15 protein-coding genes are annotated in these 17,751 nt (G+C 46.1%); 13 read left to right on the top strand and 2 right to left on the bottom strand.

What is annotated here, in order from left to right; genetic code table 11:
* The first annotated feature begins 6 nt into the window (after positions 1-6).
* Positions 7-507, top strand: coding sequence for a GNAT family N-acetyltransferase (locus BUF11_RS22920; RefSeq protein ID WP_073591204.1), 501 nt, complete (start codon positions 7-9; stop codon positions 505-507).
* Between the two features lie 20 nt (positions 508-527).
* Positions 528-968 (top strand): C-GCAxxG-C-C family protein, encoded by a 441-nt coding sequence (locus tag BUF11_RS22915; RefSeq protein WP_073591203.1) that lies wholly within the window; start codon positions 528-530, stop codon positions 966-968.
* A gap of 302 nt (positions 969-1,270) precedes the next feature.
* Here the strand turns inward: BUF11_RS22915 and BUF11_RS22910 are convergent, their stop codons facing one another.
* Positions 1,271-1,699 (bottom strand): hypothetical protein, encoded by a 429-nt coding sequence (locus tag BUF11_RS22910; RefSeq protein WP_073591202.1) that lies wholly within the window; start codon positions 1,697-1,699, stop codon positions 1,271-1,273.
* Positions 1,696-3,219, bottom strand: a complete 1,524-nt coding sequence (locus BUF11_RS22905) for a Y-family DNA polymerase (protein WP_073591201.1) — start codon at positions 3,217-3,219, stop codon at positions 1,696-1,698. The genes BUF11_RS22910 and BUF11_RS22905 overlap by 4 nt, the downstream gene beginning before the upstream one ends.
* A 600-nt stretch (positions 3,220-3,819) precedes the next feature.
* On the opposite strand from BUF11_RS22905, the gene BUF11_RS24540 reads away from it, so the two are divergent.
* From BUF11_RS24540 to BUF11_RS22855, 11 genes are all read left to right on the top strand, one after another.
* On the top strand, positions 3,820-3,978 hold the full coding sequence (locus tag BUF11_RS24540) for a hypothetical protein (protein WP_175562132.1): 159 nt from the start codon (positions 3,820-3,822) through the stop codon (positions 3,976-3,978).
* Between the two features lie 3 nt (positions 3,979-3,981).
* Positions 3,982-5,037, top strand: a complete 1,056-nt coding sequence (locus BUF11_RS22900) for a YqaJ viral recombinase family nuclease (RefSeq protein WP_073591200.1) — start codon at positions 3,982-3,984, stop codon at positions 5,035-5,037.
* 68 nt (positions 5,038-5,105) lie between these two features.
* Positions 5,106-7,412, top strand: a complete 2,307-nt coding sequence (gene recD2 / locus BUF11_RS22895; RefSeq protein ID WP_073591199.1) for an SF1B family DNA helicase RecD2 — start codon at positions 5,106-5,108, stop codon at positions 7,410-7,412.
* 92 nt (positions 7,413-7,504) lie between these two features.
* Positions 7,505-8,578, top strand: a complete 1,074-nt coding sequence (locus BUF11_RS22890) for a hypothetical protein (RefSeq protein WP_073591198.1) — start codon at positions 7,505-7,507, stop codon at positions 8,576-8,578.
* Positions 8,579-8,622: 44 nt separating this feature from the next.
* Complete coding sequence (locus BUF11_RS22885) at positions 8,623-10,326, top strand: YodL domain-containing protein (protein WP_073591197.1); 1,704 nt, start codon at positions 8,623-8,625, stop codon at positions 10,324-10,326.
* Positions 10,327-10,471: 145 nt separating this feature from the next.
* Positions 10,472-11,305, top strand: coding sequence for a PcfK-like family protein (locus tag BUF11_RS22880; protein ID WP_073591196.1), 834 nt, complete (start codon positions 10,472-10,474; stop codon positions 11,303-11,305).
* Positions 11,302-13,314, top strand: coding sequence for a PcfJ domain-containing protein (locus BUF11_RS22875; protein ID WP_073591195.1), 2,013 nt, complete (start codon positions 11,302-11,304; stop codon positions 13,312-13,314). The genes BUF11_RS22880 and BUF11_RS22875 overlap by 4 nt, the downstream gene beginning before the upstream one ends.
* A gap of 64 nt (positions 13,315-13,378) precedes the next feature.
* On the top strand, positions 13,379-14,113 hold the full coding sequence (locus BUF11_RS22870; RefSeq protein ID WP_139243492.1) for a YkgJ family cysteine cluster protein: 735 nt from the start codon (positions 13,379-13,381) through the stop codon (positions 14,111-14,113).
* Between the two features lie 98 nt (positions 14,114-14,211).
* On the top strand, positions 14,212-15,549 hold the full coding sequence (locus BUF11_RS22865) for a hypothetical protein (RefSeq protein ID WP_073591193.1): 1,338 nt from the start codon (positions 14,212-14,214) through the stop codon (positions 15,547-15,549).
* 14 nt (positions 15,550-15,563) lie between these two features.
* A complete protein-coding gene (locus BUF11_RS22860; protein WP_073591192.1) occupies positions 15,564-16,622 on the top strand; it encodes a M28 family peptidase in 1,059 nt (352 codons plus the stop codon).
* 656 nt (positions 16,623-17,278) lie between these two features.
* A partial coding sequence (locus tag BUF11_RS22855) for a hypothetical protein (protein ID WP_139243491.1) occupies positions 17,279-17,751 on the top strand: 473 nt, incomplete at its 3' end.

The following is a 17,751-nucleotide window of genomic DNA, read 5'->3' as shown; positions in this document are numbered from 1 at the left end:
GCTATAATGGATATTTCAATACGTCCAATGAATGAACAGGATTGGCCGGATGTGATGGAAATTTATCGTCAAGGTATCGCTACCGGCAAAGCAACCTTTCAGTCAGAAATTCCTGAATGTAAGGATTGGGATGCGTCGCATCTTCCGATTTGCCGCTTTGTAGCTATTTCGGACGGAAAAGTTGTAGGCTGGACCGCATTATCCAGCGTAAGCAGCCGAGGCGTATATCGAGGCGTCGCGGAAGTAAGCGTGTACATAGCGCAGGACAATCAGAAAAATGGCATTGGTCAAAAGCTGCTCGACTATCTTATAAAGGAGTCCGAAAAAGCTGGAATCTGGATGCTCCAGTCAGGTATCATGGAGGATAATCTTGCGAGTATCCATCTTCATGAAAAATGCGGTTTCCGAAAAGTCGGCTACCGCGAAAGAATCGGCCGTGATGTCAGCGGGCATTGGCGAAACACAGTATTATTCGAAAGACGAAGCAGTACGGTAGGTATTAACTAAAAAGAAAGCGTGGTGTGAGAATGAACAAATCTGAAAAAGCGGTTGAGTGTTTTGGCAATGGCTGTAACTGCGCACAGGCGGTATTTACATCATTTTGCGAAGAACTGGGATTGGATAACAAGGTTGGTCTAAAAATAGCCTGTCCGTTCGGCGGCGGGATAAGTCATACGGGAGAAGTGTGCGGTGCTGTGACAGGAGCTATGCTTACCATCGGCCTGAAATTCGGGCCGGAAAGTCCCGAAAATGGAGATATTAAAGTCCAGAATTATAAAATCACGCAGGATTTTATTGCAAGATTCAAAGAACGTAATGGTTCAGTTAATTGTACAGAGCTTATCAATTATAATCTAAGCGATGAATTACAGCTTGATCTTGCAAGGCAGTCAGGCGTTTTCAAAACCAAGTGTCCGAAATATGTCAGTGATGCGGTTGAAATACTTGAACAGATGATATCAAAATAAGGCTATACTTACAAAACTACGCACTTGGAGCCCGCTTGATTGAAAGTATTCTTTCCGGCATTACACTTGCTATGGCGATGATTCCAGAAGAATTTACTGTTATCATGACCGTACTAAAGAGCATATTTTATCCGAAGAGGGTTTAGCGCGGAGTATTGGTGAGCTTTCACAATATTTCCAATAGCATAGTCGAAAAAATAAAAGAGTTATTTCAATAATCACTTGATTACTGAAATAACTCTTTCGTATTTTAGGATAGTTTCTTCCCCTCACTGTATATAAAAATTCTGATTTATCGTTATTCATCCATCACACATTGTCTCAAATATCTGACCATCTATGCTAATTATTTCATCAATGGGGATTATCGCGCCATCGGTCATAATGACAACACGTTCATATTCGTCTATCTTTTTGACCGTACTGATAGCAGTAACATAGGCGCCGCCATTCTTCTTCTCATCCGGCTCAAAATAAGTGATTGAAATTTCAGGATGTTCTTTCATCTGATCTGCTATGATTTGCAGCCTATCGTTCAAAACGTCCTTCATATATTCGTCCAATTTTACTCTTTCATCAGTCAGTCTTGCGGTTTCCTTGATGGCGGTATCATAACCGGTCAATGCGGCGAAAGGGGAAAACTGGGCTGCACGGTCAATCGCTGACATATGAGGACGTGTCGCAGAGACATGGTGCGGTAGATTGATAATGTCGTCATATGTCCACGTCATGCCTTGTGCCCTCCAATTTGTTTATTCCGGTCTAATGTGGTAGCTCCTTCTTCCAAATTCATACCCTTGAGAATGGCGTTCTTGCCATGTTTCTTTTTTATCTCCAGCATTGCCTGCTGCATCTTTTTTTCCCGCGCAAGTTCAAATTCTTCCTCCTCCTTTTTAGCCTGCAAAGCCTCATAATCCGTAAAGAGATCAAGCTGTTCAAAGCTATCAGTCTTTTGAACAGTTGTCTCGGAAACAACATGATTCGCCGTAATGTTGACTCTTCTGATTAAGAGACTTTTATCAACGATGCGCTCATACAATTCTGTAACGGCATCCATGATTAACTTTGTGGAGGAGGTCTGTCTGCCAAGATTTATGGAACCGTGCGCGGATTTTGGAACGGCACGTCCGTAGTGGTCGGTAGTGATTTCCCCATGGTATGATTTCTTTATATCCGGGTTTGTCAGATTTTCAATATCATAGCCGACTGCTAAAACAACCTGGTCGGTCACAAGCCCTTTATCCACCAAATCAAGTGCCAGCAAATCCGTCATTTCCCGCACAATCAACTTCGCTTTGTCAAACGTATAGGCACAATGCAGTACCTGCCCCGATCCAATACTGTTTGTGCTTGGCTTATATGATTTGATATCGGCAATCGTGCATGGCTCCCATCCCCACGCATGGTCAATCAGCAACTCGGCGTTTATGCCGAATAGCTTGTACAGGAAATCCTCGTTGTGGTAATCAGTAGGTTTACCAATAGAGCATCTTGCAATATCTCCCATCGTAAAAAGTCCATGTTCCTCCAGCTTCTTTGCATATCCTCTGCCAATTCGCCAAAAGTCTGTTAGTGGCTGATGTGACCACAGGGAGCGACGGTAGCTCATTTCGTCCAGCTCGGCGATCCGCATACCGTTATGATCAGCCGGTATGTGTTTTGCCATAATATCCATGGCAACCTTGCTAAGGTACAGGTTTGTACCTATTCCCGCCGTTGCTGTAATGCCGGTTGTTTTGAGCACATCGAGAATCATCTTTGTGGCAAGCTCACGGGCGGAAAACTTGTATGTGTTCAAATAATCGGTGGCATCAATGAAGACCTCGTCAATAGAGTAGACATGAATATCTTCGGGTGCGACATACTTTAGGTAAATATTATAAATCTGCGTGCTGTACTCTATATAATATGCCATCCTCGGTGGAGCTGCAATGTAGTCCAGCGAGAGACTTGGTGAGGATTTCAATTCCGTATCGTTATAGGAACTGCCGGAAAAGGATCTTCCTGGTGCTTTTTGCAGCCGGGCCGCATTTGCCTCCTTGACTTTTTGTACGACTTCAAACAGCCTCGCCCTACCGGGAATACCGTATGCTTTGAGTGAGGGAGAGACAGCGAGACAGATGGTTTTTTCGGTACGACTTGCATCCGCTACAACAAGGTTCGTAGTCAGCGGATCAAGTTTTCGTTCAATACACTCGACGGAAGCATAGAACGATTTGAGGTCGATTGAGAGATAGGTTCTGGTCTTCATTTTTATTCTCTGGTATCCTCCCTTCAAAAATTATCTGCTTGTCAATTTCTTATTCAAAATACCGAACATAGATTCGGATACTGTTATTATATTCAGTTAAGCAAATAATATCAAGGGGATAGTAACCCCTTCCAGTAAAACTATTTTTTGAAAGGTAAAATTCTAAAATATCAAAGGACACACATTTGATATTTTATCGCCATATAAAGTTATATATAACAATATACAGATAGTAATAAGTTGACAAATACAATATATAGTGCTATGCTTTTCCTGTAATTGATTTTTGTGCATAATCTTCGTGATTCGCAGACCGTAAGGTATGCATGCACACGCTGTTAAGTTTGTAGTGAAATGTCAGTAGGATAACCGCGCCCAGCCAGGCCGGTTCTTACTGGCATTTTTTTATTCATGACAATTGAATCAGTTTGCTGATTCAATTGTATTCAGGGAATTACCCTTATTTTTGCGAGAATGACCACGGTTCACATAGTTCTGTGAACAAAAACCGAGTATTCGGTCCGTGTGTTGTTCTCGCTTTTTTATTGCCTAAAAGCCATCAGGTTTTCAGGATAAATCAAATAGGAAGGCGGTATCAGAATGAAAAAACAGAGAATGTGGAAGCCGGGAGGCCGCTCACGCCAGAAGTCCAATACAAAAAATTGGATTTTAAAGCAAAGCAGAGGTATTGACATCAAAAGCGGAGAGGAACCTGAGATTCCTATTGTGATCCCCCGGCATCGAAGAAAGGAGGCGTAGCGTATGCCAGTGGCACGAAGTCCCTGCTCTCCGCTGGTAATAGCAGAAACTGCGGAACTGACACGGGAAGAATGGCTGAATTACCGCCGACAGGGAATCGGCGGCAGCGATGCGGCAGCGGTACTTGGGGTATCTCCATTTACCACGGCGCGAGATTTGTATTACGACAAGCGCGGCATTGTATCCGCTATTGAGGATGACAGCAACTGGGTTCAGCTTGAGGTCGGTCATCTTCTGGAGGATCTTGTCGCCCGTATTTTCGCAAAGAAAACAGGCTACCGGATATATCAGATCAAAAAGATGTTCCAGCATCCGGTTCACACCTTTATGCTGGCGGATCTCGATTATTTTGTGGAACTTCCGGATGGTACAACTGCCATCCTGGAAATAAAAACTACCAACTACAATGCCAGGGAAAAGTGGTGGGATGGAAAGGAGGAAATTGTCCCACTTAACTACGTTTTACAGGGGCGGCATTACATGTGCGTAATGGACATAGACCAGATATTTTACTGCTGTCTCTACGGAAACAACGAGGATGAGGTAATCATCCGCCACATGGAGCGCGATCTGGAATATGAATCCGAATTAATTGCCCTGGAAGAAGATTTCTGGGTAAATCATGTTTTGGCTGAAGTCCCTCCTCCCTATACCGAGGACGGAGAACTTATTGTCCGGAGTGTACGCAGACATTTTGGCTATGCTGACCGATCCGCTCCGGAGGTACATCTGGAAACCGGTTTTTCCGGAGCCATTGCCCGTTATCTGGAGCTGCAGGAAGAGAAAAGGGTACTTGACACACAAGCTACCCAGCTTAAAAACGAGATGGAACGGATTAAAGGCTTCATCATTGCAGAGATGGGTGCCAGCTGCACTGCAACCTGCTCCTTCGGCAAAGGTTCCTATTATGTAGCCTATAACCCTGTCTTAAAGCCAGGTATCAGCAAGAATAATCTGGCTCGGCTTCGGGCGCAGAACCCTGACATTTATAAAGAATACGTCACGGCCAATGAGAGCCGGAGGTTCAGCATAAGCCAGGTAAAAGAGGAAGCGGCCTAGAGGGCAGAACACCAGAAGATACCCTGCCCTGTCCGGGCAGGAAGTGTCAAAGGAGGATCAAATTAGAAATGAATTGTATAGCAACCTATGAAAAGGCAATTTTTAAGAGCACTGAAAACGGCTACTGTATCTTCCAGTTCAAGACTAAGGATGCAGATGTGCCGGTACAGGCCAGGCGGAACTATACCTTTAAAGACCGTCTGATCCGCTTCACTGCCACAGGCTACGGGCTTCCGCAGACGGATGCGATTGAATTTATCCTGACCGGTGAATGGTGCGAGGATAAAAAGCACGGCTGCCAGTTGGCGGTGCAGGAGTGGCAGGAGGTCATTCCAAAAACTACCGACGGTGTGAAAGCATATCTTTGTTGTGGCTTAATTAAAGGCATCGGAGAAAAGCTGGCGGAGGTAATCGTGGCGAGGTTCGGAGTAGGCGCGCTGGATATTCTGGAAAAAGAACCGGAGCGGCTGCTGGAAATCAAGGGCATTACGGAAGGACGCCTGGAAGATATCAAGGAGTCTTATGCGGAGAGCCGGGGGCTTCGGGATCTTATGACCTTTCTTGCACCATACGGAATCACACCCAGAACGGCACTCAAAATCCAGCAGGAGTTTGGCAGTGGTTGCCTGGAAATTATACGCAAACAGCCTTTTAAGCTATGCAGTATACCCGGTTTTGGTTTTAAACGGGTGGATGCAATTGCTTTGAAGACCGGATGCCAGCCCAATGATGCGCTTCGTATCCGGGGTGCGCTGTTCTATATTTTAGACGAAAACAGCGGACAAAACGGGCATCTGTATTTGGAAACGGATGACTTATGTAAGGAGGCACTAAGGCTCCTCAATGAAAAACTGCCTCTTCCCCACCTTCGTTTGCAGATGAGGGAGGTCAGTGATGAGCTTTACGAAACTGTTCTGCGTGGAGAGTTGGTGTCCAGCGATGGCGCTGTCTATCTGCCGTGGTATTTTGCAGCAGAGGATCTGGTTGCCCGCCGTGTGGCCGAAATTCTCACGGAACCGGCACCGCTCATAGATATATCCGTGGTGTTGGCGCAGGCCGTAGAAGAGCTTGGCGTAACCTTGTCTAAAAAACAGATGGATGCGGTAAAAATGGCATTTCGCTATAACCTTTCCATCATCACAGGTCCGCCGGGTACTGGTAAGACAACGGTATTAAAAACGATACTCAAAGTTTTTGGGAAGCTTGAAAAGGATGGGAAAATACTCCTTGCGGCTCCCACAGGAAGAGCAAGCCGACGGATGGCGGAAAGCACAGGATATCCTGACGCAAAAACACTGCACAGTGCGCTGGGCTTGATATCTGGTGATGAAATGGAATCCTTCAGGGAAAACCAAAAGCCGCTTGAGGCAGACCTGATTATTGCGGATGAGTTTACTATGGCTGATATGTGGCTGGCTTCCAAACTATTTTCACGAATGAAGCCAGGAACCAAAGTCATACTGGTGGGGGATGTGGATCAGCTTCCCAGTGTCGGTGCGGGGAATGTCTTCCGGGAGCTCATTTCCTGCGAGATGATACCGGTAACCGTGCTGGATGAGATTTTCCGCCAGTCGAAGGATAGTCTGATTGCATATAACGCTAAGTTTATCAATGAAAATAAGACCCAGCTTTACTATGGCGACGATTTCAGGCTGACTGATTGCCAGAACCAAAAAGAAGCCGCAGAGATCATTTTGCGAGCATATATGAATGAAGTGGCGCAAAGCGGTGCTGAGAATGTACAGATTCTGTCGCCATTCCGTTCTGAAGGAGATGCCTCTGCAGAAAAGCTGAATGAAGCCGTCCGGGAGCTGATCAATCCAACGGTACCGGGCGCGGCAGAGTTTACCGTAGGCGCACGTACCTTTCGTCTGGGAGACAGAGTTATGCAGAACAAAAACAACTATGACCTCATATGGACTGCGAAGGATGGCAGCAAGGGATGCGGCGCTTTTAACGGCGATATTGGCACTGTAGTGAAAATTGACACTTATGCGGAGGAAATGCTGGTGGATATGGACGGGCGTATGGTTGAGTACAGACCCATTACGGCGCTGGAATTGGAGCTTGCCTATGCAATGACAATTCACAAAGCGATGGGTTCCGAATTTGACACCGTGATTATTCCGGTGCTTTCCGCCCACACCATTCTGCTTCACCGCAACATATTGTATACCGCAGTTACTAGGGCGAAGCGGAGGGTACGTTTGGTAGGTCAGAAAAAATCGTTGTTTATTGCGATCCACACAAACAAGATTGCCAAACGCAACACCCTGCTGGGACAGCGGATTATTCAGTATTTTCAGCCGTCCGCAGCAAAACAGGAAACAAAAAACGCCATTGCCCTCCCGGAAAGGCTGAAAAGCACCGGTTGAGAGGAAAGGCACAATAATTTTGAAGATGTGGGAGCCTTGTGCGGAAAAGTGCCGAGGTATCCCATGTTTATTATGGAAAGGAGCAAATTCAAATGACGGTAAACACAAAAAACACTATTTATGAGGGCCTTCCTGCTGTGACGGCACTCAACAAAATCCAGGGCTTTGACCCAAAGAAATTTTTGCGCCGGGCAGTATCCGAACGAACCGGACAGGAAGTTCTTTATCTTGATTTAAAGTACAAAAAGCTCTGGTTCCGTCTGGCTTGCCCTAAGGGGCGGATCAAAATGACGGCGCTGAAAATCACGGAGCAGCTTGCCATCATTGAGGCGAAGATCTTCTTTGACAAAAATGACAAAGAGCCGGCGGCCAGCTTTATCGCTCAAAGAAACGCCAAGGACACTCCTGGCTCCCTGTATATCGAAGCCGCGCAGTATGCAGCGGTTGACCAGGCGCTGATTGATGCAGGTTTCGGATTACAATTCTGTGATGTAACCCTTGGTTCAGATGCCGAGCTGCTGGACGATGGCATCCCCCTTTCTGCTACATCAAAGGTTCCGGAAGTCACAGCGGCACAACTTCCGGTACAGGTAAATTCCATACAGGAAGATCCTTCTCCTGTAATTGTCCCGACAGAGCCTGTCAAGCCGGTAACACCAGCCGTGGTACAGGAGCCAGTGGTACAAATCCAAAAACAGCCTGCCGAATCAGCAATGGAGAGCACCACTGTACAGGAAGATAGTCCGGTAACGGAGCAGACAGAGATTTTACAGGAAGCAAGGGCAGCAGAAGCAACCATGCAGCCGACAACATTGGTTCAGTCAACAGCACCAGTCCAGCCAGAATCCATAGTGGAAACCGTGCAGATACATGCATCGGTGCCGGAGGATTCCGCTGTGGAGTCTACTGTGGAAAGCGGTCAGGATTTTCTGCCTTATACTTCTGACATGGCGGTAGAAGACATCTGCAGACTAATGACATTGAAAGAGGCCAGTGCGATCATTGTGGACGTTGGAACCTGCAATGGCTGGACGCTGGAGCAGGTTGCACAGCGGCGTGCGGCGAGCCTGAAATGGTATCTAAATGGTTATACGGGGGATAACAATATTCTGCGCGCCGGAGCCAGACTTCTGCTTGAGCGAGAACAGGCGAAACTGGCAAGCTGATTGTATTCTAAACTGTCCGTATGGAAAGGAAGGGGGTGCCGCTTATGATGGGAGGCTCGCAGGATTTCCCATTCGGGATCATGGACGTCGCATCCCTCCTGCGGCTGAATATCCGGCGTAGACAGCCGAACAGCGTCTATGCCGACTGCCCCTTTTGCGGGGATAAACGTGGGAAGATGAACCTCAATCATGTAAAAAATGTCTGGCGCTGTAATTACTGCGGAGAATCCGGCGGTATGGTCGCCCTCTATGCCAGGGTGTATGGCATCAGCAATTCAGATGCTTACCGGGAAATCTGCGACACATTGCAGACCGGAAACCGTACACCGGACTATGAGACGAAAACGTCTGCCGTAAAATCTGAGCAGGATGCTTTGCCGCAGTCAGAGCTTGCTGGAATCGATGAAATCCATCAAACTCTGTCCCTGCTGCTTGAAATGTTGACACTGTCAGCTGCCCATCGGGAAAAACTCCGGGAACGGGGTCTTACCGATGAGCAGATTGACAGCCTTAGCTATAAAAGCACCCCTCCCCCCTATCTTTGCCTTTCCTATACGGAACGGCTATTGAAACAGGGATGCACGGTACAGGGTGTACCAGGCTTTTATCTGAATGAAGACGGAAAATGGACAGTCAAGTTTCACAAGAGGACAGCAGGTATTTTGATACCGGTCAAAGGAATCGATGGGCTGATCCGCGGAGCACAAATTCGTTTGGATGTACCGATTAAAGACAAGGATGACGATCCGGAGAAAGAAGGAACGAAATACCTCTGGCTCTCTTCTTCCAACAAGAACATGGGGGTAACCTCTGGCAGCCCGGTTCATTTTATCGGCGATCCCCTTGCCAGTACCGTTTATATAACCGAAGGTTTTTTAAAGGCCGATGTTGCTCATTGCCTGATGAACCGTTCCTTTGCGGCCACAGCCGGAGCCAATAATACGGGCCAGCTTGATCCCTTGTTTGCATTACTGGCCCATAATGGCACACAGCTCATTGTAGAAGCGGAGGATATGGACAAATTCCGGAATGAGCATGTGGTTAAGGGCACATCAAAGATTTATCTGATGGCGCACAGGTACAAAATGGAATCGAAACGGCTGACCTGGAACCCCAATTATAAAGGGATAGATGATTGGCAGCTTGCACTCAAAAAGAAATCTGAACGAAAAAAGGAGGATAAAAGAATGAATTTCAAACAAAGTTTTCTTTCCGGAGAATGTGGAATCGAAGCCATTGATGACGATGTGAAAGCATGGCATACCACGCCGGAGGATGGGCATAGCCTGGTCGATTATTTAGGCCTGACGGAGCAGGAATACGAGGTTTATGTGCGTGAAAACGACACTGCACTGGAAAAACTGCTTCTGTCACAGAGAAAACAGCAGAAATTTCGTATTTACCAGTTGGAGTTTGGCAATGACATTCAGCCGAAGCCCTTTGCATTCGCAGGACTGGAAGCCCTGCATAAAGCGGGCTATGAACAGCCGCCGGCAGCGCAGTACCGGCTGGTGTATGACGGAACACTTTTCTGTGGCATAGAACGGAGTGATACGGATATACTGGAGCTCCTTTATTGCCGCTACAGTGAAGATGTTCCTGTTGATTATCACGGGCGTAGTGTATCCCCTTCCGATGTCATTGAGCTGTATGACGGACGGGGACGGCATTATTTTTATCGTGATTTAGCAGGATTTGCCGAAGTGAAATTTTCGCCGGTGCTGGCGCTGCCTATGAAAAGGCAGTAGGAATCGGGGAAATTGCAGAAACCGGAAGAATGGGTGTTTTACGGATGTTTAAAACGGCACCCTTGTTTACACAACAGAACATGTTTAGGAATGGCACGGTGCGTAAGTTTTCGCACCGTGCTTTTTGTGAAAGGAGAATAAAATAATGGGCGTATTTTCGGAAATTGCAATGGAAGAGGAAAACGAGCAGGAGGAAATTAACCCGTTTTCATTGGAACACATACCGGAGGAGGAAGCACAGGAGAAAGAAGCATTCGAGGATGAGGAGGAACAGCAGGCGGAGGCCGATGCCGCAGCCGAGGTTCTCGCTAACCTGGAAGAAAAAAGCGGGTCGTCCCTGTATCAAAAGAAAAAAGAGCATGAAGAGAAGGAAGCGCAGCGTAAAGCCGAATGGGAGGCAAAACGGCAGGCAAAGCTGGAAGCCGAACAGATTGCATGGGAAAACGCAGTTGCCATGAGTGATGATGAACTCTTGACGGCCTCCCTAAAACGAGTGGGTACCGACGTGGAACGTATCACGCGCCGAAATATGAAAATGTGCGTGACAGAATACATTCAGACAAGATGTCTGGAGGATGTGGATTTTGCAAGGCAGGTCATGCACCCGCGCAAAAATATGATCAACTGTTTCAAATACATCAACCGCCGTGCCTTTGAATTTGTGAAGCAGGAAATGGAGGATAACGAAGTCAAATCCTCTGCTGAGGGCTATGGAAGTGACATTCCCGATGATCTCTGCTATCAGTGGGCGGAAGAGTATTTTCTGGATATGGATGCGAAAGAGGATAAGGACAAGGAAGAGGATTTTGTTCCAAAGCCCTATTACGGCGGAGCTTCCTCTACGAAGTCCAGTAAAAACAAAAAGGCTCCGGAAAAAAAGCCTGTAAAAAAAGCAGAGCCACACAAGGAAGAAGACGTTGTAAGCGGACAGATGAGTTTTATTGAACAGCTTCCTATCATGGAGGTGCTGGCCGGATGAGTGTAAAGAAAAAAGAGTACCGGAAATATTCCAATCTTGGCCTGCGGATGAGTCCAAACAACGGATTGCTCCATGCAGAGCAGGTCAAATATATCATTCGGACAGCCGTAAAAAATATCGACGGACAGCGTATGCTGCTTCTATATGTTTATGCAAGGGAGCAGGCAGTGACAGGAAATTTCCTCCCGTGTTGGACGGTATTCCAGAGCCGGAAGGATTATATTACTCTTGCAAAACGAGGGGACGGTACGGTTAAATGGCAAACCTCTATGCTTGAAAATTTGGAACGAGATTATTATTTTGAAAAGAAATGTGCGTTTTATACACCAAAGGATGAGCAGCGGGTCACACTGTATTGTGACCCGGACGCATCCACCGGATTTCTGGCTCTGAACCATCTGCAGCAGCGGATCAAGGCACAGAAAGAGCTTGAACGCCGTCATCAAAAGCAGCGGAAAATCATCCGTCGGATGGCTGTTGTACCTGCTCTTCCAAGGGATCTGAAAGGCTGGGTTCACCGTGAGGTTTTACCTGCCTATCTCTTTTATAACTACCACAAAGGAAAAGGCCCTATGAAGGGCTATTGTACTTTTTGCAGGCATGAGGTTGAGGTTACCGGCGCAAAGCATAACCAGAAGGGAAGCTGCCCCAGATGTAAAAAAGAAGTCATGTTCAAATCCAGGGGACGCCGTGGTTATATTCACGACAAGGCGACCGCACAGATTCTGCAGCAGGTTGGGCCGGAAGAGATCCTGATACGTATTATAAAGATTTACTGCACCTACCACAAGCAGGATATTCCGGACACCAGAATTTACGAAAACATGCGAATCATTGTCAGCCGGGATGAACAGGGGAAATTTACTGCTGCTCCTTATCATTCTTCCTATGAACGTGGAGATATCACTCCGTGGAAAGAAGGTTATGTTCCGGTTATGTATCAGTACCAAGAGAACTTTAATGCTGAAACCTGCGGACATTTGTATCACAGAAATCTGGAGCAGGCACTTGCAGGTACTCCGTGGCAATACTGCCAGCTCAAAGAGTTTTATCTGTCTGACCGCAAGGAACTGGATACGGTGCCGTATCTGCGCACTTATCTGGAAGCACCCATGCTGGAATATCTGGTAAAGCTCCGGCTTTATTGGCTTGCAGCACACGCTGTCTACGGCAGTAGAAACTATTATGGGCATTCCGAAGTGCTTCATATGAAAGGAAACACACTCAAAGAGGTTCTTGGTGTTGAAAAAACAGACATTCCATTTTTGCAGCAGGTCAATGTAGGAATACGGGAATTACAACTTTTGCAGATTCTGCGGGCAGAGGGGTTACAGCCGGATACTGCATTTTTTATGTGGGTCAAAGAGCACAATATCCAAACCATGAATGATTTGGTCCTTCCTTTGCGGTACACAACGCCCCATAAACTGATCCGATATCTTGAGGAACGGTACGAGGCACTGAGGGACAGGAAGGGACGCTATGGCGGCTCGCGCTATCAAGGTATAGACAGCGTTTTAACAGAGTACAAGGATTACTTGAAGGCTTGCGAGAAGCTGGAGTATGACCTGAAAAACAGCTTTATTTCGTTTCCCATAAATTTACCTGAAGCCCATGACCAGGCCAGCAAACTGTTAGACCGGAAAAAGGTAGCACAGTATGACGAGCAGATTGCGGGTATTTACAAGCGGTTATCAAAACTGTATCAATTCAGGAAAGGCGGACTTGTGGTTCTTCCCCCGAAATCGGCACAGGAAATCGTTGTAGAGGGACAAACGCTCCACCACTGTGTAGGTGGCTATGTTACAGACGTGGTTGAAAACCGCTGTGCCATTCTTTTCATCCGCAAGGAAGGAGCCTTGAAAAAACCCTTCTTTACCGTGGAGGTACAGGGAGACAAAATCATTCAAGTACAGGGAAAAGGTCATATAGCTCCTACTCCGGAAGTAGAGGAATTTCTCGCACATTGGACAAAAAAGAAAGCACTGAATATGAAAACGGCGGCATAACCGCTGATGAAAACAGGCCGGGTACACTGTATGGGCGTATCCGGTTCCAAAGGAGGTTTAATATTTGAGTAAACAAATCCATGAGATGTCTTTCGAAGAAATTAGCAAATTGCAGACATTGGGACTTGACGATACCTTTCCTTTTACCTGCAAGGCTTGCGGCAAGTGCTGCAAAAACCGCAGGGATATCGTACTTACGCCCTTTGATGTCTTTCGGATTGCCGGTTATCTGGGTCGAACCCCGGAGGAAATTATAAGTCGCTATTGCAAAGTGTACGAAGGACAGGACTCTCATTTTCCGATTGTCTGGCTTGCCCCGGTACCTCCAGATAATGCCTGCCCTTTTCTAAGAAATAAACGGTGCTTCGTGCATAACGCTAAACCAGTGGTCTGCCGTGTATATCCATTGGCACGTATTTATCAAGTATCGGGCGAATCAAAATATTATCTCAACGGCTCCTCCTGCTCACACGAGCCAAAACCAGTCGCAGTGCGTGAGTGGATTGGCGATATTGCGACCGAGGAAAGTGAACAGGCAGGACGTGTGTGGACGGACGGGCTTATGTGTCTGCTACCAGCCATTCATCCTGATAAGTTGGGGCATAGAGAAGATCGGGAACAGATCCTTCGGGCGGTATTTGCCTATCTGTGGCTTCCGTATGATACCAAGGAAGCATATACACCTCAACTCAAAAGAAACCTGTGGCTCTTAAAAGAATATTTGCAGGAACACTTTGGTATAAAAGTTCCACAAACTGAAGAATTTTTGAGTTCATTGAAAGAAAGATATGAAAAATGATGCAATGGCGGGCAAATAAATACTGTCCGCTGTGATGTTAGTCAATGGGAGAGGGCACTGGCTCTCTCCCTCATTTAATAAGAGGAAAGGATGGAAGAATGATGGATACTTTGACACAGGCTTTTTATGATGTCATGTACAAGTATGAAAAAAACTTTTCAGAACAGGGCGTAAAAGCCAATCTGGATGCCTGGTGGGAGAACAAGAGAGGGTTGCTCGCATTGCTGCGGAACCACCCGAACTGGAATGAACAGGAGCTGGCAATTGTTTTTGATCTTTCCGAAGGAAGAGAGATAGACCATGATGTGGTCGACGAGAGCAAATTTTTCCTGAAGGAGCTGGTAAACGAAGTGGATATGACGCCGGAGCAGCGGAGTGCTTTTGAAGCTGCCCTGCAGGCAGCAACCGCCGAATACAGTAAATTTCCCTCTGAGGCATATATTCAAGTAATTCAGGAACAGGGCGGTATCAAGTGTGCAGTCGGGCAAAAGGCCAGCCGCATTATCAATAAGCTGTGCCAGCAATTTGGGGTTGAACGTCATCCACGGTACAATTCTGTTTTTGCCCGTCTTGCCGATTCCCTTAACCCGATTCAGATCCAAAAGACCGGAGTGCTGTCCATTCATCCCTGTGATTTTCTGGAGATGTCCAACCGGGATAACGACTGGACTTCCTGTCACTGCCTGGAAGCCGGCAGCTATCAGGCCGGATGCCTGTCCTATATGACGGACAGTACCAGTATGATTTTCATGGCGGTGGATGAAAATGTGCGGTCTGATTTCCATAAGGCTCCGCGGCTTGCCAGAGAGATTTTCTGCTATTCGGACAAGGTGCTGCTCCAGTCCCGTCTCTATCCGACTGACAATGACGAACAGCGGGAACTGTACCGGGGGCTTGTGCAGAAAGCAGTGGCTGATTGCCTGGGAGTGCCGAACCTTTGGAGCGTACAAAAGAACCAGGAACAGGTCAATGAATATTTGGAAACGGCGGCGGAAAGCAAGCAGTACCGGGATTATGAGTATGGATATGGAATATTATCCGTGCTGAAAGATGCAGAGGATACCGGAAAAATTGTCATTGGCAGCCCCGCCCTCTGCGTGTGCTGCGGTCAGTCACTCACAAGGAATGGAAGAATCAAGTGTGATTGTGTCAATCTGGTCGTCTGCCAGGATTGTGGAGAAACCGTTCCGGCGACTAACGCCAGATATCTGGCTGGCGCTTATCACTGCAGATCCTGCCTGCATATCTGTGCGGTCTGCGGTCAGATGATTCATGGCGAAATCTTTCCGGCATTTAACCGTCATGGTAATCCCGTTCAGATATGCCCGGTTTGCCATGAAGCACAGCTTGCCCCGTGCCAGGTATGCGGTGTACGCACCGTATGCTCGGTAATCAGTGGCGGCAGATACTGTCAAAGAACAACCATTGCAGCTTAATAGGAGGTAGAAGAATGAAGCATATTAAAAAACAAATACTGTCCAACGTGACAGAAAGACCGCTTGCAAACAATTTGGAACGTATCCTTAGGATGTCGCAGAAATCACTCAAACGGGAGCTTGCGGAAGAACTGAAAAGGCTTGGCTATCGGGATATCAAAGCGCCCAATGGTTTTGTATATGCCCAGGGAGAAGTACCGGTTCTGTTGGTGGCGCACCTGGATACGGTACATAAGAAATTTGTAAAAACCATTTGCTATTCCCGTGATGGAAATGTCATGATGTCGCCGGAAGGCATTGGCGGCGATGATCGGGCCGGAGTATACATGATCCTGCAGATTATTCAAAATCATTCCTGCCATGTCCTTTTCTGCGAAGATGAGGAAATCGGCGGCCACGGTGCCAGGGACTTTGCAAACAGCAAAATCCGGCCAAACGTGAACTATATTGTGGAAATGGATCGGCGTGGTTCCAATGACGCAGTATTTTATAACTGCGCCAACCCTGAGTTCGTGGATTTTGTCTGCAGCTTTGGCTTTGAGGAGGCCATAGGCTCCTTCAGCGATATCTCTGTGATTGCTCCCCGGCTGGGAATTGCGGCAGTCAATATCAGCGCCGGCTATTATAATGAACATCACAAACATGAATCCATTGACCTGGAAGCGGTGGAGCATAACATAGCCAGAATCAGTCAGATGGTGCAGACCCCCAGTGAAGCCTTCGAGTACATTGAACGGCAATTCTATGGACGGCTCTGGCAGAATTCCTTTGAGGATATGAGCCTCTGGGATTATATCGACCGAGAGCCGGAGAAGAAAGAAACAAAAAAGCTGATGCCCCTGCCGGATTTTGCCACGCTGCAGATCAATGGACAGCTGCTGGCGGAATGCAGTCGATACATGCTTGATGCACAAGGCAAGGTGTATAATTATATTCCGGAGCTGAATGCAGCTATTTTGTCCGAAAATACCACAGCTATTTCCGAAGCCGGACAATCTTTGAAATTCAAGATAGGAGAAGCACGGCTAACCAGCGTCATTCCATTGGAAACTGCCTTGGAACTGTTGCAGTAGATCGGAATAGTTCACAGCAATGAACCAGGTTGTACCGGATTGGGACAGTCAGAGTAAAGGCACGTAACAGAAAGCGGAAGTAATGCAGTCCAAAATGGACGGCTGCTTCCGCTTTTTGTATTGGGAAACTCATACATAAATAACCGTTTGGTTGAATTTTAGTAGGCGCATTTTCTGATATAATTTGACCATTTACTGATTGATTTGACAAAACAGGATATGCAATTCAGACGATATCTGAGCAAAGCATATCAAATGTTCTGGCAGAAAGTGTACTTCTTGCAATGGCGAGAAACATAAACAAACTACATAACAAGATTCAAAACGGAAAGACTGGAATGCATTTATTTCCAGTTAGAAGTGCATAGATTTTAATTTGTCTAAATAAATTTTTTGAGCCTGTTATTAGGTCTATTAAAGTACTTCAGCTTTAAGAAACTCAGATTGAAATAGTCTACATTCTATGGGCTTTATTATGCGTTTATGATGAAGCAACGCGATTAATTAAAGCAATATTAATGTGAAAACAATTATTGGATTAATAATCCTCTTTTTTAAAGTAGTTGTTTGTTTTATAATTGTAGGGACCATTCATTTCAAGAGTGTGAAATGTTTGTGTCTAAGAAAGTAAATTATAAACTTTATAGGAGAATTTTATGAGATCATATAGAATACTTAAAAAATCATTAGGAATGTTATTGATCGCAATACTTTTCATTGTACAAATTTTTAGCAGTTCTGTTATAGTACAGGCGGATACAGGATATGATAAAACAGCGCCAATTCTGAATGGATTAACAATCTCAAATGCAGATAATATTGACACGGAGAAAGGAATGAAAATCACTTTTGATTTGAAAGAGGACGGAGTAGGCGTAAACAATATAATTATCTTTTTTAAAGGGCAAGAAAGTGGAAAGATAAGGTCTTTACAGTATTTGGCATCACCAGATGAAGGAATAAATCCGTTATATTCAGGAAAGACAACGGTGACTTTATCATTTGATAGAGAATTCTTCTATGAGGAGATGTATTTTTTAGAAGATATCTATTTATCTGATGCGAATGGAAATATTAGTGAATACAGCGTTCAAAAGGGAGCAGAATGTTTAAAAAATTCAACATCTAA

This window comes from Anaerocolumna xylanovorans DSM 12503, assembly GCF_900143645.1.
Classification (GTDB): domain Bacteria; phylum Bacillota; class Clostridia; order Lachnospirales; family Lachnospiraceae; genus Anaerocolumna; species Anaerocolumna xylanovorans.
The sequence above is the reverse complement of the archived record's forward strand: the minus strand, read 5'-3'. Positions and strand labels throughout refer to the sequence as shown.